This window comes from Rhizobium sp. RU35A, from assembly GCF_900156005.1.
Taxonomy (GTDB): Bacteria; Pseudomonadota; Alphaproteobacteria; order Rhizobiales; family Rhizobiaceae; genus Neorhizobium; species Neorhizobium straminoryzae.
In genome coordinates this window covers 1-14,673 of sequence record NZ_FTMR01000001.1, presented here as the reverse complement: position 1 = coordinate 14,673, position 14,673 = coordinate 1, and the positions used below count along the sequence as shown (strand labels likewise).

Here is a 14,673-nt window from a genome sequence, read left to right as displayed (position 1 = left end):
GTCACCACACTGTTGAAACGCCTTACTCCAACCGAACCGACCTTTTGCAGAGGTCAGAAAACAGGGAGCAACCATGACGACCACTCGGAAGTGGGATCGCGCGGCCATCAAGGCGGAGCTACTTCGTCAAAACAAGACTTTGACGGGTATCGCCCGCGATGCTGGCCTTTACGACAGCGCGTGCCGTGCCGGCATCATCGGAGCCAGTCGCCCTGGGGCTGAGGCAATCGCCGCAGCCCTGGGCATTCCGTTTCGCGAGATGTTTCCGGACAGCTACACGCTGGGCCGTCATGATGCTGGCGAGACTACCAGCAAGGGCAAAGCGAAGGCCAGCCAAAAACGCGCAGGATCAACTGACAGTGCGCGGAGCGTTGCATGACCGCGCTGGCTGCTCATCCCGCTTCCGTAGACAGCGCCCAGCCGGCCCATCTCGAATTCGAGATCTCCGTCGCGCTCGTCGACATTGCTGCTGATCATCGCAAACATGCCGATATCGCCGTTCGGGCGATGGCGGAGGACATGGCCGTTCGCGGCCAGTTGCAGGCCATCGAAGTCATTGCCACCGAGGGGCGTTACCGGCTTGTGTTCGGTCGCCTGCGCCTTGAAGCAATCCGCCTCGCCGGTCAGGCCACCATCCGCGCCCTGGTGCGCACCGCCTCCGAATTCGCATCCGAGAGCGAGCTGCGGCTCCGTTCTATCTCGGAAAACATGCACCGGGTCGGTCTGACGGCGCTCGATCGCAGCGTCGCGATTGCCGACTGGTGCTCGATCTATCGCGCCGCACAGCCGGCGCTGAAGCCCGGACCGAAACCCGCCGAATTGAGTCTAAACTTTAGACTCAATTCCGATGAGGCGCTGATGCAGGCGAGCGAGAGCTTCGCCGCCAGCTTCTCCGAGGCGGCGCAGTCCTTCCTTGGCATCTCGCGTGCGGCTGTGTTCCGTGCCCTGCGCATCGCCTCGATCCCCTCCCTGCAGCGTGATCGCATTGCCCTGCATGCCCTAGCCCGCCTGGAGGGCGAACTCTATGCGCTGGGCGGCGTCAAGGAGGCCGATCGGCAGGTGCAGGTGATCGACCTGATCCTCTCGAATGCGGTCCAGAGCGTCGAGCAGGCGCTTGCCCGCATCGATGGGCGCATACAGACCGAGCGCAGCCGGTGGGAGCGTATGTCCGACAAGTTCGGCCGGCTCCAGGAGGCCGAGCAGGACCGGTTCTTTGACCTGCAGGCGCCCGCCATCGACCGGTGGAAGGCCAAGCGAGGTCATCGCTGATGCCACCCCGCAAGCGCGATGCCTTCACGGTCGATCTGTTCCGCGAATACCAGCCGGCTCCTGTCGTTGACCGCTTTGCGGATGACGAGGTGCGCGCCTGGTCTTTGGCGGGCCGGCTTTCAAAGGCGATTGCGCTGACGATCGAGGACAGCGGCATGACGCGCGAGCAGATCGCCGTCGCCATGTCCGAGATCAGCAAGTCCCCCGTCTCCAAGGCCACGCTCGATGCCTACACGAGCCAGGCCAAGGAACAGAACCAGATCTCGGCCGTGCGGCTTGCCGCGCTGGTCGCGGTCACCGGCGATCCCCGCGCGCTCAATGTGCTGCTCGAAGAAGCCGGGCTGATCGCCATCCCCCGCAAGTACGAGGCGCTCCTGAAAAGGGAGCGCGCCAGAGAGCTGCGCGAGCAGCTGGAGCGAGAAGAGAAAGCCGCTGACGCCGAATGGAGGGCGAAACGATGAATGTCGCGAATGCCAAGGAACTGAACTACTTCGACCGCCTGCCGCGCTATGCGCTGCCCGGTCTGCAGGCTGCCTGGGACAAAGCAAAGAATCGCCAGTTTGGCACCCATGCCATCTATCTCGGCTTCTGCCGGGACATGGAATACGTCGGGCACGCCAAGCCGACGAAGCCCGAAATGAGCGAGTGGATCAGCAAGGTCGAAAAAGGTCTCATTCCGCGCCCTCTGGCAACCACCGAGGACAAGCGCGACGAGGTTGCCCAGATCGCCAGCGACGGGGAGCCGGTGACTGCACCGGTGGTACCGGAGGCTGATGATCCGGTCCTTGACGTCCTGGAGACCGACATCATCCGCTCGATGGAAGCCGACACCGCACCGTCGGCGCCGAGCGAGCCCGCACCGTCAAAGCCCTTCTTCGGACCGGACTTCCCGGCCGAGGACGCACCCATCGCGCCGATGACCGATACGCTGCGCAGTGTCAGCGGCAAGATGCTCGACCAGCTGGTCGCGGAATTCGAGGCGAATGCCCGCCGTCATGCCACCACGATCGTGGTCGGCATCCTGCGCGATCTGGCTGCCGAAATGGAAAGGGCTGCCTGATGGCCGTGCTGTCCACCATCACGCCTGTGCATGTGGCGATGTTGCTGCTGATCTTCTGGATCAGCGTCAGCCTGCTTTCGCTCGCCGCTTTTGCGCGCGTCAACCTACGGCGTGGCCCGCAGGCCATGACCCTCGCCGGTGGAGCGGCAGTCATCGCGCTGGCTACCATCATCCTCCTCGTTTGGGCGGGGCTGCGGTCATGAAGGGTCGGCGCGCACGTCAAAAGCTCATGGTGACGGATCGCCTTTGCGATCTTCGCGACGTTGCTTCTTCAGCAACTGGTGGTATCGCGCCGCTTCTGCCGCCGCACCTCGCTCAATTTGGGCAAGCTCATTCAGTACGTTTCCGGGCTGAAGTTGCATCTGTTCCAGGTGACGGCGAAAAACTTCAAGCGAATGCGCAGAATATTGTGGATCGGTTTCTTGCGTCACTGCGAAAGCGGAGGCCGTCGCCATGAGAGTATCGACAATCTTCAGCAGCGTGATTTTGTCGATAACTCCCTTTTCGATCAGCGCGCAGGCAATCGCCGTCGAAGGCCAGAACGAACCTGCGGCCATTGCATGTGTTCCGGTAAGATCAACATCAAGTTCATCCAAGCGCTGCCGAAATTCCTCTTCATCCATCAGGATCGTCCCTCCGTGCTCGTTTCTCGGGGTGATGACAGGTGCCGGAGGGCGTTCCCCCGCCCTCCGGCACCGCAACCCTAGCAGGAATTTTTCCTCCGTCATTCCCTTCACCTGCTCTCGCAGCAACGGCTTGAGGGCAGAGCGCGCTCCTGTGGCCTCCCACACGGTGAGCGCGCTGCCTTTCCCCATTCTCTCCTTCGTGCGCCGATCCGGTACCGCGTCCGGCGCCCGATGCCTGCAGGCCGGCCATATCACCCCCGCCGTGGCAGGCCTGCAGATCAGACACACACGAGGACGCACATGAAAGAGTGGCTGACAGCACGCGAGATCGCGGCACTTCGACTGAGTGGAATGCCTTCCACGGAAAGCGGCGTCCTCAGGATGGCCGATCGAGAAAACTGGAGCGCTTCTCCGCGTCTCGCGCGGCCTCGCACGGGACGTGGAGGTGGCCTGGAGTTCAACATCCGAGTTTTGCCAACCGCCCACCTTGCTTTGCTGTTGCCCCAACTGAGCGAAGAGAAGTGATCATGAAAGAGTGGCTGACAGCCGAGGAAATCGCAGCGGAAGCACTGCCAGACGTCCCCAACACGAAACGCGGGGTCAACCTGCTGGCGGACCGCAGCGCATGGGACAGCAATCCTGCTTATGCCCGGCCGCGTCGCGGTCGCGGTGGCGGCATGGAGTATCATTACCGCATCCTGCCGACGCTGGCCCAGGTCGCGCATGTGCAGCGCTACATGGTGGTGGGTCAGCCTGACACCGCCGACGAGCCGGTCGCCTCCGCTCCCGTGATTTCCGGCAAGGCCGGCGTCGAGCGTGACGCACGCCTGGCTGTCATTGCCGCCTTCGAGACCTTCTCGCGCGGGCTCAATCTCAACAAGCAAGGCGCGGTCCAAATCTTCTGCGACCGATACCAGATGGGCTTCATCAAGGTGGAGGACTGGGTCAAGGAAACGATTCCGAAGGTCTCCCGGCGCACGCTGTGGCGCTGGCTGAGCATCAAGCGCCTGGGCAAGACCGATGCGCTGGCCGTCGATCGGTCCAAGGCCCGCGCCGGATCCGGCATCCTGGAAACCGCCAATGGCGGAAACGTTCGCCTGCGCATCCTCGGGCTGATTGCCACCCAGCCGCATCTCTCCGCCGACGCGGTCCGGACGCAGATCCGCGCCGACTTCGGAGACACTTTGAACGTGGTTTCAAAGGGGCTTTCCTGCATCGTTCCAATGCCAAAGATCCGCACCTTTCAGCTTTACCTGAAGGAGCTAAAGGAGACGCACAAGACCGAGCTGCTCAAGCTCACCAATCCCGACAAGTTTCGCTCGACGATGCTGCCGGCCGGACGGGGCATGTATTCGGATATCACGGCGCCGAACGCGCTGTGGCAGATCGACGCCTCGCCGGTGGATGCGCTGTGCACGGATGGCCGTCACTCGGTCTATGTCTGCATCGACATCGCCACCCGGCGCATGGTCACCTACATCTCCAAGACCCCGCGCGCAGCCGCCGTGGGCCTGCTGATCCGCAAGGCCATTCTGGCCTGGGGCACGCCTCAGGTCATCAAGACGGACAACGGTTCCGATTTCGTCGCAAAGGAAACCCAGCGCCTGTTTACGGCGCTCGGCATCGAAGCCGATCCGTCCGATGCCTACAGCCCGGCACAGAAGGGCCATGTCGAGAGGGCGATCAAGACCTGGCAGCATTCCTTCGTCACACTGCTGCCCGGCTATGTCGGCCATTCGGTGTCGGACAGGAAGGCGATCGAGGACCGCAAGTCCTTTGCCGATCGGCTGGGCCAGGACACGGCCGACGCCTTCAACGTGCAGTACACGGCAGCCGAATTCCAGGAGCGGTCAGACCGCTGGTGCGAGGATGTCTACCAGCACCGGGAGCATGAGGGCCTCAACCGGCGCACGCCGTTCCAGGTCGCTGCGGCGTCTGCCCAGGCAATCCGCACCGTGGATGAGCGGGCTCTCGATGTGCTGCTGATGCCGGTCGCCCGCAAGAACGGGCAGTGCCATGTCACCAAGTTCGGCATCCGGATCCAGCACAATTACTATCGCTCGGCGGCGCTCGATGCCGGCTCGGTGGTCTTTGTCCGCATGGATCCGAACGATGCCGGCCGCGCCCATGTCTTCAGCGTGGATCAGTCCGAATACCTCGGTGAAGCCATCTGCCCGGAACTTCGCGGCATCCATCCGCAAACCTTCGAAAAGGCACGCAAGGAGATGAACGCGCAGCTCATGAAGGAGCGCGTCGATCCGATCAAGGCGGAAATCAAGAAGATCACCAGCGGTCCATCGCTGATCGACAAGGCTCTGCAGGTGGCTGCCCGCGACCTCCCGAACGTGATCCCGCTGCCCAAGCGCGAAGAGCAGCACACCACGCCGCAGATTGCCGCCGCTCTGGATGTTCGATCGCCGTCCGATCTGCCTGCCGTCTTCGCCGAGGCCGACCAGCGCCGCGACCAGATCCATGCCGAGATCCTGGCCGAGCTGACCCCGCAGGCATCCGGCCAGAACGTCACACCCATCCGCACCGCCGCCACGCCGGCACAGAAATTCCGCCGCTGGCTGGATTTCAACCGGCGCCGGCTGGCGGGCGCCATTGTCACTGAAGAGGAGGCCTACTGGGCAGGACACTACGAGCAGAGCGCCGAATTCAAGGCGCAGAAGGCAATGCACGACGACTTCGGGATCGAGCCTGGCGAAACCGCGCCGGGGCGGCCCTGACCGAAAAGGCGAAGCCTGCAGGCGGCAACCGGCAGGCTTCGGGAATACGAAAATCGAGAGGGATGATGAATTCCATGAACACAAATGTCAATCCACACGCAGCCGCCGGGAGCTGGGCGCCGCTCAAGAACGTCGCGACGGGCATGTCCGTCGCCTACAAGATCATTGAACGGCCGGCCGGCGTGGATGGTCTTGGCCTGTTCTACGGGCCGTCCGGCTACGGCAAGTCCAAGGCCTCGACCTACATCCAGAACAAGACCAACGCGATCTACCTCGAAGTCTTCGAGTTCTGGACGCGCCGGACATTTTGCGAGCTGCTGCTTGAAGAGCTGGGCGTGTCGCAACCGCGGGGCAGCATCGCGACCATGATGCGCGAGATCCTGCGGCGCCTGCAGGACGATCCAAACCGCCTGCTGATCATCGACGAGGCCGACAAGCTGATCGACAAGCACATGATCGAGTATGTGCGCGACATCTACAAGGGTGCGCGCATCCCCGTTCTGCTGGTCGGCGAAGAGCAGCTGCCGCAAAAGCTTGCCCGCTACGAGCGGTGCGAGAACCGCGTGACTGCCTTCGGGATGGCAAACCCGGCCGACCTCGACGATGCGCAGAAGCTCGCCCGAATCTATCACCCGCGCCTGACGATCGGCGAGGACCTTCTAACCGAGGTGGTGGCGAAAACGCGCGGCGTGGCCTCCCGCGTCGTCACATCGCTGGCCGAGATCGGCCAGTTCGCCACGGCAAACGGGCTGACCTCGATCGACCTGCAGACCTATGGCGGAACCTTCTTCACGGGTCAGGCACCCCGGAGGGCTCGCTGATGCGGATGCAGGTGCGACTGGACATCAAGGGCGCCCGCCCGCTGCGTAATGGCAGCGCCTTCTGGTGGGCCGAGATCCTGGAGCGCACGCGCGATGGCGGTGCCTTCACCTATGCGGACCTCGACGGGGCCTCGGAACCCTACCACGAGAAGTATCTCGGCCAGTTCCTGCGCAAGCTGGAAGAGGCCGGCTATATCGAGCGGCAGCCGACGGATGAGAGTGCCAGGACCTATGTCCTGGTCAAACGGCGGAGCTATTGCCCTGTCATCGCCGAGGACGGGTCCGACAGCAATGTCGGCAAGCGCCAGCAGGCCATGTGGAACGTCATGCGGCGGCGGAGGCAAGGCTTCACCGTGGACGAACTGGCGATCGATGCCAGCACCGAGGGTGCCATCATCGCCCGCAACACGGCCAAGCAATACTGCCTCCTGCTGAAGAATGCCGGCCTGCTCGTCATCCAGAGGGTCGGAAAGCGCGGCGAGACCCGCAATGTCTACGTGCTGAAGGGCTCGGCCAATACCGGGCCACGCCCGCCGCGCCGCATGCGCGCCCGTCTCGTCTTCGATCCCAACCGCAACCAGGTGTTTGGCGATGTGATCGCCGAGGAGGAGGAAAGCCAATGATGCGCGGACCTCAAGCCGGCCGCACGGCCGGCGATGCCCTCGATCGCGCCACCTCATGCTGGGGAGACGCCATGCCGGATTGGGTGGCGGTCCTGGCGGAAGCCTGCCGATCGACCAGCCAGTCGGCCGTCGCCAGACGGATCGACTACTCGGCCGGCGTCGTCAGCAGCGTGCTGTCCAACACCTACCGGGGCGATATCGCCCGCGTCGAGCAGATGGTGCGCGGCGCACTGATGGCCGAAACGGTGCCATGCCCGGCGCTGGGCGACATCGCCCGCAATGTCTGCCTGGACTGGCAGGCCAAGCCCTATGCGCCGACCTCGTCGCATCGCGTGGCCATGTATCGCGCCTGCCGCGCCAGCTGCCCGCATTCCCGGATCACGAAAGGAGACCCTGATGCTTTCTGACGCCCTGCGCGAGTTGCACCAGCGCGTGCGAACCCATGGCCTGCCGGAAGATACGGCCGGCCTGCTGTTGTCCCTGCGCGCCTTCGAGATCGAGGCGCGCAATCTGGAGGAGCGGATCGAGATCGCCTCGGGGCGGCCCCATGTCGCGCTCGACGGAATGCTGATCGCCGCCCCAACCATTCAGATCGGAGGATTGTCCCGATGACCGAGGATTTCGAAAAACTGTCCGACATGCTGCTTCAGGCCCGTAACCGCCTGGCAGACGCCCGCCACGGCGGAATGGTGCTGGCCGGCGAACACCTGGAAGAGACCATCAGCGCCTTCAGCCAGTTCGCGCGGATGGCCCGCACGATGGAACTGCAGCTCTCGGAAACCTCGCGCCTGGAGCGCGCCGCCCTCGATTGCCGCGTGCTGGTCAACGGCCGCGGTGCGGCCGTTCTGGCGGCCTTCCGGGGCGAGGAGAGCAACGTGGTGCCCTTCATCCGGCGCCCACAGCAGCCCGTCAACGGACCTGCCTGAACAGGTCTTTGAAGCCGCTTTGAACCCCATTCCCAGACAGGATCACGAACATGCAAGCCGTAATCATTGAAGAGACCGAGCGTACCGATGGCGTCGTCGTCATCAACGGTCGCGAATACATCCCCGATTCCAAGGGCAATCTGGTGCGGGCCGAGATGGTAAAGCCGCAGCACAAGCTGGAGGACGAGACAGTCCGCAAGATCATGGCGTTTGCGCTTGATCTTAACGCCCAGATCGCCCGCTTCCGCAATCACACCATGGTGGATCTCGGCACCTTCGATGCGCTGCTTGCCCAGGAATATGGCGCCAAGATCGGCGGCGCCAAGGGCAACCGCACCTACCAGACCTTTGACGGCCTGATGAAGGTGCAGGTGCAGGTGGCCGACCAGATCGATTTCGGGCCGGAGCTGCAGATCGCCAAGCGGCTGGTGGACGAGTGCCTGAACGAGTGGTCGGCCGACAGCCGGCCGGAGATCCAGACGCTGGTCAGCGATGCCTTCGACACCGACAAGGAGGGCAAGATCAACCGCGCGAAGATCTTCATGCTGCTGCGCCACTCGATCGAGGACGAACGGTGGATGCGGGCCATGGATGCCATCCGTGATGCCATGCGCGTGACGGGCTCGAAAGAGTACGTGCGCTTCTACACGCGCGAGAAGCCGGATGGCCAGTGGCAGGCCATCACCATCGATCTGGCCAAGGCGTGAGGGGCGATGGTCATGGATATTGCCAAGGTTCTTTGCGCACTAGCTGCCGTCGTCATGGTTCTCGTGGCTGGATATCTGGCCGCAACCGATCGGACAGGATGGCGCTGGTTTCTCCTGACTGCCCTGATCGCAATCGGAGGGGTGGTAGCATGACCTTGCTCCCCACCCATCGCATCAAGACGCTAGTCGCGCTGTCGGAATGCCCGGTGTGCAAGCGGCCGATCGTTTGTGGCGGAGGCGGCATCGCCTTCGCCAGCGCCACCTTCGCCTGCGGAGCCGAGTTCGTCACCGCGAACGAGGAGATCACGGTGTCATCACCTTGCCCCTCCGGCAGCAAGTTTGTCGTGGGATACCTCAACGACCTGGCCGCAGCGGCCGCAACAGCGGCGGCGGCTGCAGAGGCAGGCGTGCCATGATCCTGCCGGAAGACATGCCGCGTGCCGATCGCATCGAGGCGCTGCTCGTCCAGGAGTTCCGCGCCGATGGATACGTCGTCATCAGCGCCGAGGACGGGAACTATGCCCGCGTCGTCGCGCTCGATGACGACCGCGCCATCCTGATGGCCGACATCAACCTGACCACGCTCGCCCGCCAGATCGACAGGGGGATGAAATGACCTATGGAGGCTATTGCCTGCTGGGCCTGCTGACGGTGGGCCTCATCATCACCGGAACGAATTTCGTGGTGGATGCCGGCCAGTGCCGGGCCATCCAGAGGAGTTGGAAATGACCGGCATCTACTGGACCCCGGACGAGGCTCAGCTGAAGAGCTATTCGAGCGCTACCAAGGGCAGCACCAAGGGTGCGGCCGAGACGATCCTGAAGATCGAGATCAGCGTCCGCGACCCTTACGCCCTTGGCCATCTTCTGCAGACGCTTTCCGACATCACGATCGAGCAGCGCCGCAAGGCCAAGCCGACGCCAAAGCATAAGACTGAAAAGGCGATGACATTGGCTCTGCCGGCGCCGCCGCTACAGATCGCCGACATGCGGGAGGAAAGGGAATGACTGTGAGCTTTAAAACGTTGGATTGGATCGTTCGCGGGCAATCTGCAGAAGTCCCGGTCATCTACGCCGGCGCCTTCGGGATTGATCGGTTCTACAGCGTCAAGGGCACGCCCGGAAACTGGACGTTGTCCTACCCGGGTGCCGATTGCATGACGCATCTCGACGGGTTCCAGACCCAATCCGCGGCACGGAAAGCCGCGCAAGCAGACTACGAAGCTCGCGCCATCGTGCCGCTGATTTTCCCGCCACCCTCAACACATGTGGAACCCGTAGCGGTCATAGAGTTCGCGCGGTCTAAGCCGGGCAACGAGAATGAGATGCCGCGGGTGGTCTCTTGCAACTGGCAGCCCGACGGGGTTTATGCGGTCCATCTAGCCCCATCGCCTCATTCGAACGTCGTTGGCTCTAACGACGGCTATACCAATGGCCTCCTGACCGCCGCTCAGCTGATCGAGCTTCATGTCATCAAGCAAACCGACAAGGGCAAAGTTCTCGCCCCAAGGCAGGACGGGAATTTAGACGGTTTGCATTACGCCGAAGAAATTCGCCTGCTGGTTCGGCGGGAGGGTTGCGAATGACCTCCTCCACCACGCTCATCAATATTGCCAGAACCAAGCTCGGCCTGGACGAGGATACCTACCGGGCAAAGCTTCAGGTCATCACCGGCAAGTCGTCTCTGCGTGCGATGACCGAACCGGAACGACAGAAGGTGATCGAGACCCTCCGCCGCGAGGGTTTCGATCCGGCCACATCGCCGAGCAAGGCGATCAGCGGCAAGTATGCCAAGCGCCTGCAGGCGCTGTGGATCGCCGGCTATAACCTGGGCGTCATTCACGATCGGCGCGACAGCGCCATGCTGGCCTTCGTCAAGGCCCAGACAGGGCTCGATCACGTGCGTTTCCTGCATCAGACGGACGACGCCACCTCTGCGATCGAGGCGCTGAAGGCCTGGCTGAAGCGCGAGGCCGGCGTGATGTTCGGCAACACCAATGGCCAGGAGTGGCTGGCCGGTGATGGTGCCAAGATTGCCTGGGCGCAATGGAAGATCCTGCATCCCGAGGCCAACCTGATGGTGCGCAAGGGATTTGACGCCGAGGTGTCAGCGATTGTCGGCCGCCAAGCAGTCTGGCTTGCGGACCTGAAGCCGAAGGAATGGCAGATGGTGATGAACGCGCTGGGGCGCCGCGTGCGTGCCCGGAAGGGGGCAAAGTGATCGAGCGGCATCTTTACGGACAACCGACCAGCCGCAACTTCCAGATCAGTGCCGGCATCTACTTCCATAGCCATCAGCAGGCGTGGCTGCTGATGAGCGTCCTTCAGCGGGCAATGCAGGAGCGTGCTGGAAAGCCTGAAGAAACGTTGCTCGCGAAATGGCACAACGACGTCGTCGCAATCCAACGGCGAGCCACCGATCAAAACTGGACTGGGTGGGACGGATGACCGTGCCGCTGCCGCTCCTGGACAGGATGGAATTGCTGGAGATCCAGCGCCGTCGCCAGGTGTTGCAGCGGCAGCTTCGGCTGGGTGGCGTGCCGGCACGCACGCGCATCCGCCGCGAACAGGAGCTGGCGCGGCTGACCGCGCTGCAGATCCAGATGGAACAGAAACTCGACATCGGAAAGATGCGATGAGCAAGACGGCCCGGCCCGAGCGCGCGCAGAGCGAGATCCGCGTGCCGGCCCATATCCAGCCCTATGTGACGGCGATCGGCATCGACAAGACCGTGCAGTTCCTGCTGGCGTTCGGTGGCTCCTATGCCTATCTCTCGGAAAAACCGCAGGACAGGTCTCCGGTGGCGCAGCAGATCGGTCGCGACGCCACGGTTGCGCTGGCTCGTCATATCGGCGCGGGAGGTTTCCGGGTGCCCACCGGCAAGCCCTTTATCGCCGCGCATTTCAAGTATAATAAGGGCATGACGATCAACGAGATCGCGCGCCATCTGCATGTCACCGACGTGACCGTGCGCAAATGGCTGGCCGAGGGCGAAGCCCGCCAGCTGGACCTGTTTGGCTGACCCACAAGCCCTTGCGGCTGTTTTGAAACTCTCCCCCACGCGAAAGTCGCCCCAACGATGAGCAGCGGGGCCAGTCATGACATTCGACCAGTGGGTTATCATACGGTTGCGCGCCCATGGCTTCTACGCCGGGGTGGTCGATGGGGTACCCGGCCGCGAGATGATCGAGGGTCTCAAGCGGTTTCAGGCTGCTGAAGGCCTGAAGTCGACCGGGCTCGCCGACGAGGCAACCGTGAACGCGCTGCGTCGTGACAAGGATGGCGGTGGTCGATCGGCCTCAGTGATCGCCATGCCCGGCAAGAGTATTCCCATTCCGGCCGAACCGATCTGGATGCGCGAAGCCCGCCGCCTGATGGGCATCGCCGAGGTGCCGGGGCCTCAGTCCAATCCCGTTATCATCGGCTGGGCAAAGGCGCTCGGTGGCTGGGTCGCATCCTGGTACAAGAATGATGACACCGCCTGGTGCGGGCTTTTCGTCGCCAATGTCATCGCCACGACGCTGCCGTCCGAGGCGCTGCCGGCCAATCCGCTCGGAGCACTGAACTGGAGCAAGTTCGGGCGCGAGCTGAAGATCCCGGAGCCGGGCGCGATCCTGACCTTTGTGCGTCCTGGCGGTGGACATGTCGGCCTTTATGTCGGCGAGGATGCCACGCATCTGCATGTGCTGGGCGGCAATCAGAACAACAGTGTCACCATCACGCGCATCGAGCGCGGCCGCCTGCAGGCCGTGCGATGGCCGAAGACGGTCGAGCCCACGATGCGCGGCCGCGTGGTGCTGACGACGGCCGGCGTGCCTGTATCCAGCAACGAGGCTTGATCATGAGCCGGCCGACCTATTCGACGTCCAAACAATCGCTCTGGCTTTCCCAGGCCATGGCCTGGGCCGTGATCCTGATCCTGTCGATCGGCGCGGCCTATAACGGCCAGGCCGTCGAGTTCGGCACGATCGCCGTGCCCAGCATGGTGGCGCTCATCGTCTCCATGCTCGGCATCCATCGTGTCACCGGCTCGATGGACTACCGGGCAAGCCGCGATACTCCCGCACCCGCACCGCCATCCGCTCCCCCCTACGATTCCCGCGCAGACCCGGCCGGAGGTGCATCATGATCGAGGCCCTGCTTGCTCGCGCTGCAGCGCCTCTGGTCAAGGTGGGTGTGGTGTTTGCCATCGGCGCCGGGCTTGCCCTCGGCGCCACTCTCGTTGGCTACAAGGCTGCCGACATGCTGGGCGCCATCATTGTCGATCGCGTTGCCGCAGCCGTTGCGGAGCGGGACGCGCACTGGAAGGGCCAGATCGCGGAGGCCAACGTCAAGGCGGCACTCGCCGAGGCGGCCCAGGCCAACCAGGCCATGAAACTCAACAGCGAGATATCCGCCGCCCGCGAAGCCGAACGGATGGCACAGGATCAACTGGAGACAGCAAATGCAGCGCTTCCTGAGGATGCTGCTGGCGGCCTCAGCCGCGAGCGCGTCCGCCTGCTCAACAAGCGTTAGGGAGGTGCCCGTGGTGCAGCTCCAGCAAACGCGCGTATCCGTGCCGGCAGAGGCGCGCATTCCCTGCGCCCCTCCTCTTGCGCTGCCTGACCGCCGGCTGTCGGAGGCAGAGGCAACCAGCGCCTGGGGGCGCGACCGCGGCGAACTGAGGATCTGCGACCAGAAGCGCGCCGCCGCTGTGGCCGCCATCGATTCCACGGGAGGCGCTCCATGAACTTCGGCGGAAACCGTGCGCTGGATCTGGCGGCCGAGCGCGCCGAGCAGGAACGCGAGGCGGGCGTCATCGCAGCGTCAGATGCGCTCAGGCAACGGGGCACGTGCGAGTGTGTCGATTGCGGCGCAACCATTTCGGCCGCGCGCAAGCGCGTCTATCCCGCAGCCACCCGGTGTCTGGAGTGCCAGATAGACGTCGAGAAGGAAGCCTACCTGAAATGACCCCGCAAGAAATGCTCCCTTATGTCAGCCTCGTGCTCGGTCTCATCGCACTTCTCGGCCACGCCAAAGGCTATTTCTCATCGGGCGAAAAGACGCTGATTGCGCAGGTCGATGCCAACGAGAAGAAGCTTGTCGAGCATGATCGCCGCATCCAGGCGATCGAGGGAGAGCTGAAACATCTTCCGGACCGGGAGACCGCCCACAAACTTGAGCTGGCGCTCGCCAACATTTCCGGGCGCCTCGACACGCTGGACGAACGCCTCAAACCCATCGCCGCGACAAGCGGCCGACTTCAAGAGTTCTTGCTGGAGCAGGCCCAGAAATGAGCATCGAAAGCATCATTCAGGAAGAAGCGCGCCTTACCATCCTGAAGGAACTGGCGAAACAGCCCAACAAGGCGCTGACCTCGGAAGCCGTGCGCCGGTTTCTGCTGGACTTCCTGTTGATCGACAAGCCGCGCGAATGGGTCGAGGCCCAGTTCCAGTATCTTTCCGATCTCTCGGCCGTCGACGTGTTGCCGGCTGGATCGGTCAAGATCGCGAGGTTATCCGAACGGGGCGAACTGCATCTATCCGGTCGGATCTGCATCGCCGGCATCCAGCGTCCGGGGCAGGTTTGAGCCATGGCCGGACGTGGACGCCTTTCCAGCCTCGACCTGTTGCCGGATGAGGCTCGCGACGACCTGCTCTGGGCGCTCGCCGAACTGAACAGGCGCGAGCGCACGCAGGCCGACATCCTGTTCGAACTGAACGACCGCCTTGAAGCCAAGGGGCTGGAGACGATTTCCCGCTCGGCCTTCAATCGGAAATCCATGCGTCTTGCGAAGCGGACGATGCAGCTGGAAGAGCGCCGGCACATCTACGCCGGCATCGCCGAACGCCTGACGCCGGAAGAAGTCGGCAATGCCGACCTGGTGCTCGGCGAATTCCTGAAGACGCTGCTGGACGAACTTCTCGACGAGGA

Annotated in this window: 29 protein-coding genes; 28 read left to right on the top strand and 1 reads right to left on the bottom strand. The window is 63.4% G+C overall.

Annotated elements, in window-relative coordinates:
• The first annotated feature begins 73 nt into the window (after positions 1-73).
• Genes F3H95_RS00150 through F3H95_RS00130 form a run of 5 tightly spaced genes read left to right on the top strand, consistent with a single transcriptional unit; the run spans position 74 to position 2,532 of the window.
• Positions 74-379: a helix-turn-helix domain-containing protein gene (locus F3H95_RS00150; protein ID WP_149744533.1), complete on the top strand. Its 306-nt coding sequence runs from the start codon at positions 74-76 to the stop codon at positions 377-379.
• Entirely contained in the window at positions 376-1,269 is an 894-nt protein-coding gene (locus tag F3H95_RS00145) for a ParB N-terminal domain-containing protein (RefSeq protein ID WP_149744532.1), read from the top strand. The genes F3H95_RS00150 and F3H95_RS00145 overlap by 4 nt, the downstream gene beginning before the upstream one ends.
• Complete coding sequence (locus tag F3H95_RS00140) at positions 1,269-1,730, top strand: hypothetical protein (RefSeq protein WP_149744531.1); 462 nt, start codon at positions 1,269-1,271, stop codon at positions 1,728-1,730. The genes F3H95_RS00145 and F3H95_RS00140 overlap by 1 nt, the downstream gene beginning before the upstream one ends.
• Positions 1,727-2,329, top strand: coding sequence for a hypothetical protein (locus F3H95_RS00135; protein WP_149744530.1), 603 nt, complete (start codon positions 1,727-1,729; stop codon positions 2,327-2,329). Before F3H95_RS00140 ends, F3H95_RS00135 begins: the two co-directional genes overlap by 4 nt.
• On the top strand, positions 2,329-2,532 hold the full coding sequence (locus tag F3H95_RS00130; RefSeq protein WP_149744529.1) for a hypothetical protein: 204 nt from the start codon (positions 2,329-2,331) through the stop codon (positions 2,530-2,532). The genes F3H95_RS00135 and F3H95_RS00130 overlap by 1 nt, the downstream gene beginning before the upstream one ends.
• A 24-nt stretch (positions 2,533-2,556) precedes the next feature.
• Here F3H95_RS00130 and F3H95_RS00125 read toward each other — a convergent pair whose 3' ends face one another.
• Positions 2,557-2,952, bottom strand: a complete 396-nt coding sequence (locus tag F3H95_RS00125; protein WP_149744528.1) for a hypothetical protein — start codon at positions 2,950-2,952, stop codon at positions 2,557-2,559.
• A gap of 530 nt (positions 2,953-3,482) precedes the next feature.
• On the opposite strand from F3H95_RS00125, the gene F3H95_RS00115 reads away from it, so the two are divergent.
• The 23 genes from F3H95_RS00115 to F3H95_RS00005 form a co-directional block, all read left to right on the top strand.
• Complete coding sequence (locus F3H95_RS00115; protein WP_149744526.1) at positions 3,483-5,684, top strand: DDE-type integrase/transposase/recombinase; 2,202 nt, start codon at positions 3,483-3,485, stop codon at positions 5,682-5,684.
• Between the two features lie 74 nt (positions 5,685-5,758).
• A complete protein-coding gene (locus tag F3H95_RS00110; protein WP_188134253.1) occupies positions 5,759-6,505 on the top strand; it encodes an ATP-binding protein in 747 nt (248 codons plus the stop codon).
• Positions 6,505-7,128: a hypothetical protein gene (locus F3H95_RS00105; RefSeq protein ID WP_149744524.1), complete on the top strand. Its 624-nt coding sequence runs from the start codon at positions 6,505-6,507 to the stop codon at positions 7,126-7,128. The genes F3H95_RS00110 and F3H95_RS00105 overlap by 1 nt, the downstream gene beginning before the upstream one ends.
• The gene (locus F3H95_RS00100) at positions 7,128-7,535 is read left to right on the top strand and encodes a transcriptional regulator (RefSeq protein WP_244617831.1); all 408 of its coding nucleotides are present in this window, start codon (positions 7,128-7,130) and stop codon (positions 7,533-7,535) included. The genes F3H95_RS00105 and F3H95_RS00100 overlap by 1 nt, the downstream gene beginning before the upstream one ends.
• The gene (locus F3H95_RS00095) at positions 7,525-7,740 is read left to right on the top strand and encodes a hypothetical protein (protein WP_149744522.1); all 216 of its coding nucleotides are present in this window, start codon (positions 7,525-7,527) and stop codon (positions 7,738-7,740) included. The genes F3H95_RS00100 and F3H95_RS00095 overlap by 11 nt, the downstream gene beginning before the upstream one ends.
• Entirely contained in the window at positions 7,737-8,054 is a 318-nt protein-coding gene (locus F3H95_RS00090; RefSeq protein ID WP_149744521.1) for a hypothetical protein, read from the top strand. The genes F3H95_RS00095 and F3H95_RS00090 overlap by 4 nt, the downstream gene beginning before the upstream one ends.
• A gap of 50 nt (positions 8,055-8,104) precedes the next feature.
• Positions 8,105-8,761, top strand: coding sequence for a DUF3164 family protein (locus F3H95_RS00085; protein ID WP_149744520.1), 657 nt, complete (start codon positions 8,105-8,107; stop codon positions 8,759-8,761).
• Positions 8,762-8,910: 149 nt separating this feature from the next.
• Positions 8,911-9,177, top strand: a complete 267-nt coding sequence (locus tag F3H95_RS00080) for a hypothetical protein (RefSeq protein ID WP_149744519.1) — start codon at positions 8,911-8,913, stop codon at positions 9,175-9,177.
• Positions 9,174-9,377: a hypothetical protein gene (locus tag F3H95_RS00075; protein ID WP_149744518.1), complete on the top strand. Its 204-nt coding sequence runs from the start codon at positions 9,174-9,176 to the stop codon at positions 9,375-9,377. Before F3H95_RS00080 ends, F3H95_RS00075 begins: the two co-directional genes overlap by 4 nt.
• Before the next feature lie 109 nt (positions 9,378-9,486).
• The gene (locus F3H95_RS00070) at positions 9,487-9,768 is read left to right on the top strand and encodes a hypothetical protein (RefSeq protein WP_149744517.1); all 282 of its coding nucleotides are present in this window, start codon (positions 9,487-9,489) and stop codon (positions 9,766-9,768) included.
• A complete protein-coding gene (locus tag F3H95_RS00065; protein ID WP_149744516.1) occupies positions 9,765-10,346 on the top strand; it encodes a hypothetical protein in 582 nt (193 codons plus the stop codon). Before F3H95_RS00070 ends, F3H95_RS00065 begins: the two co-directional genes overlap by 4 nt.
• Entirely contained in the window at positions 10,343-10,981 is a 639-nt protein-coding gene (locus F3H95_RS00060; RefSeq protein WP_149744515.1) for a regulatory protein GemA, read from the top strand. The genes F3H95_RS00065 and F3H95_RS00060 overlap by 4 nt, the downstream gene beginning before the upstream one ends.
• Positions 10,978-11,208: a hypothetical protein gene (locus tag F3H95_RS00055; protein ID WP_149744514.1), complete on the top strand. Its 231-nt coding sequence runs from the start codon at positions 10,978-10,980 to the stop codon at positions 11,206-11,208. The genes F3H95_RS00060 and F3H95_RS00055 overlap by 4 nt, the downstream gene beginning before the upstream one ends.
• Positions 11,205-11,399: a hypothetical protein gene (locus F3H95_RS00050; protein WP_149744513.1), complete on the top strand. Its 195-nt coding sequence runs from the start codon at positions 11,205-11,207 to the stop codon at positions 11,397-11,399. The genes F3H95_RS00055 and F3H95_RS00050 overlap by 4 nt, the downstream gene beginning before the upstream one ends.
• A complete protein-coding gene (locus F3H95_RS00045) occupies positions 11,396-11,782 on the top strand; it encodes a hypothetical protein (protein WP_149744512.1) in 387 nt (128 codons plus the stop codon). Before F3H95_RS00050 ends, F3H95_RS00045 begins: the two co-directional genes overlap by 4 nt.
• A 76-nt stretch (positions 11,783-11,858) precedes the next feature.
• Positions 11,859-12,599 carry a TIGR02594 family protein gene (locus tag F3H95_RS00040; RefSeq protein WP_149744511.1) on the top strand — a complete coding sequence of 247 codons (741 nt, stop codon included), beginning with the start codon at positions 11,859-11,861 and terminating at the stop codon, positions 12,597-12,599.
• Between the two features lie 2 nt (positions 12,600-12,601).
• Positions 12,602-12,889, top strand: coding sequence for an NAD(P)+ transhydrogenase beta chain (locus tag F3H95_RS00035; RefSeq protein WP_188134252.1), 288 nt, complete (start codon positions 12,602-12,604; stop codon positions 12,887-12,889).
• Complete coding sequence (locus tag F3H95_RS00030) at positions 12,886-13,275, top strand: hypothetical protein (protein ID WP_149744510.1); 390 nt, start codon at positions 12,886-12,888, stop codon at positions 13,273-13,275. The genes F3H95_RS00035 and F3H95_RS00030 overlap by 4 nt, the downstream gene beginning before the upstream one ends.
• 13 nt (positions 13,276-13,288) lie before the next feature.
• The gene (locus tag F3H95_RS00025; protein WP_188134251.1) at positions 13,289-13,489 is read left to right on the top strand and encodes a hypothetical protein; all 201 of its coding nucleotides are present in this window, start codon (positions 13,289-13,291) and stop codon (positions 13,487-13,489) included.
• Positions 13,486-13,710, top strand: coding sequence for a TraR/DksA C4-type zinc finger protein (locus F3H95_RS00020; RefSeq protein ID WP_149744509.1), 225 nt, complete (start codon positions 13,486-13,488; stop codon positions 13,708-13,710). The genes F3H95_RS00025 and F3H95_RS00020 overlap by 4 nt, the downstream gene beginning before the upstream one ends.
• Entirely contained in the window at positions 13,707-14,036 is a 330-nt protein-coding gene (locus F3H95_RS00015; RefSeq protein WP_149744508.1) for a DUF2730 family protein, read from the top strand. Before F3H95_RS00020 ends, F3H95_RS00015 begins: the two co-directional genes overlap by 4 nt.
• On the top strand, positions 14,033-14,329 hold the full coding sequence (locus F3H95_RS00010; protein ID WP_149744507.1) for a hypothetical protein: 297 nt from the start codon (positions 14,033-14,035) through the stop codon (positions 14,327-14,329). The genes F3H95_RS00015 and F3H95_RS00010 overlap by 4 nt, the downstream gene beginning before the upstream one ends.
• Before the next feature lie 3 nt (positions 14,330-14,332).
• Positions 14,333-14,673: phage protein Gp27 family protein (locus F3H95_RS00005; RefSeq protein WP_149744506.1), on the top strand; the 341-nt coding region annotated here is incomplete at its 3' end.

Bases quoted from the DNA above. Each gene is read 5' to 3' on its own strand.
- F3H95_RS00150 (WP_149744533.1), top strand. From the start codon at position 74: ATGACGACCACTCGGAAGTGGGATCGCGCGGCCATCAAGGCGGAGCTA.
- F3H95_RS00145 (WP_149744532.1), top strand. From the start codon at position 376: ATGACCGCGCTGGCTGCTCATCCCGCTTCCGTAGACAGCGCCCAGCCG.
- F3H95_RS00140 (WP_149744531.1), top strand. From the start codon at position 1,269: ATGCCACCCCGCAAGCGCGATGCCTTCACGGTCGATCTGTTCCGCGAA.
- F3H95_RS00135 (WP_149744530.1), top strand. From the start codon at position 1,727: ATGAATGTCGCGAATGCCAAGGAACTGAACTACTTCGACCGCCTGCCG.
- F3H95_RS00130 (WP_149744529.1), top strand. From the start codon at position 2,329: ATGGCCGTGCTGTCCACCATCACGCCTGTGCATGTGGCGATGTTGCTG.
- F3H95_RS00125 (WP_149744528.1), bottom strand. From the start codon at position 2,952: ATGGATGAAGAGGAATTTCGGCAGCGCTTGGATGAACTTGATGTTGAT.
- F3H95_RS00115 (WP_149744526.1), top strand. From the start codon at position 3,483: ATGAAAGAGTGGCTGACAGCCGAGGAAATCGCAGCGGAAGCACTGCCA.
- F3H95_RS00110 (WP_188134253.1), top strand. From the start codon at position 5,759: ATGAACACAAATGTCAATCCACACGCAGCCGCCGGGAGCTGGGCGCCG.
- F3H95_RS00105 (WP_149744524.1), top strand. From the start codon at position 6,505: ATGCGGATGCAGGTGCGACTGGACATCAAGGGCGCCCGCCCGCTGCGT.
- F3H95_RS00100 (WP_244617831.1), top strand. From the start codon at position 7,128: ATGCGCGGACCTCAAGCCGGCCGCACGGCCGGCGATGCCCTCGATCGC.
- F3H95_RS00095 (WP_149744522.1), top strand. From the start codon at position 7,525: ATGCTTTCTGACGCCCTGCGCGAGTTGCACCAGCGCGTGCGAACCCAT.
- F3H95_RS00090 (WP_149744521.1), top strand. From the start codon at position 7,737: ATGACCGAGGATTTCGAAAAACTGTCCGACATGCTGCTTCAGGCCCGT.
- F3H95_RS00085 (WP_149744520.1), top strand. From the start codon at position 8,105: ATGCAAGCCGTAATCATTGAAGAGACCGAGCGTACCGATGGCGTCGTC.
- F3H95_RS00080 (WP_149744519.1), top strand. From the start codon at position 8,911: ATGACCTTGCTCCCCACCCATCGCATCAAGACGCTAGTCGCGCTGTCG.
- F3H95_RS00075 (WP_149744518.1), top strand. From the start codon at position 9,174: ATGATCCTGCCGGAAGACATGCCGCGTGCCGATCGCATCGAGGCGCTG.
- F3H95_RS00070 (WP_149744517.1), top strand. From the start codon at position 9,487: ATGACCGGCATCTACTGGACCCCGGACGAGGCTCAGCTGAAGAGCTAT.
- F3H95_RS00065 (WP_149744516.1), top strand. From the start codon at position 9,765: ATGACTGTGAGCTTTAAAACGTTGGATTGGATCGTTCGCGGGCAATCT.
- F3H95_RS00060 (WP_149744515.1), top strand. From the start codon at position 10,343: ATGACCTCCTCCACCACGCTCATCAATATTGCCAGAACCAAGCTCGGC.
- F3H95_RS00050 (WP_149744513.1), top strand. From the start codon at position 11,205: ATGACCGTGCCGCTGCCGCTCCTGGACAGGATGGAATTGCTGGAGATC.
- F3H95_RS00045 (WP_149744512.1), top strand. From the start codon at position 11,396: ATGAGCAAGACGGCCCGGCCCGAGCGCGCGCAGAGCGAGATCCGCGTG.
- F3H95_RS00040 (WP_149744511.1), top strand. From the start codon at position 11,859: ATGACATTCGACCAGTGGGTTATCATACGGTTGCGCGCCCATGGCTTC.
- F3H95_RS00035 (WP_188134252.1), top strand. From the start codon at position 12,602: ATGAGCCGGCCGACCTATTCGACGTCCAAACAATCGCTCTGGCTTTCC.
- F3H95_RS00030 (WP_149744510.1), top strand. From the start codon at position 12,886: ATGATCGAGGCCCTGCTTGCTCGCGCTGCAGCGCCTCTGGTCAAGGTG.
- F3H95_RS00020 (WP_149744509.1), top strand. From the start codon at position 13,486: ATGAACTTCGGCGGAAACCGTGCGCTGGATCTGGCGGCCGAGCGCGCC.
- F3H95_RS00015 (WP_149744508.1), top strand. From the start codon at position 13,707: ATGACCCCGCAAGAAATGCTCCCTTATGTCAGCCTCGTGCTCGGTCTC.
- F3H95_RS00010 (WP_149744507.1), top strand. From the start codon at position 14,033: ATGAGCATCGAAAGCATCATTCAGGAAGAAGCGCGCCTTACCATCCTG.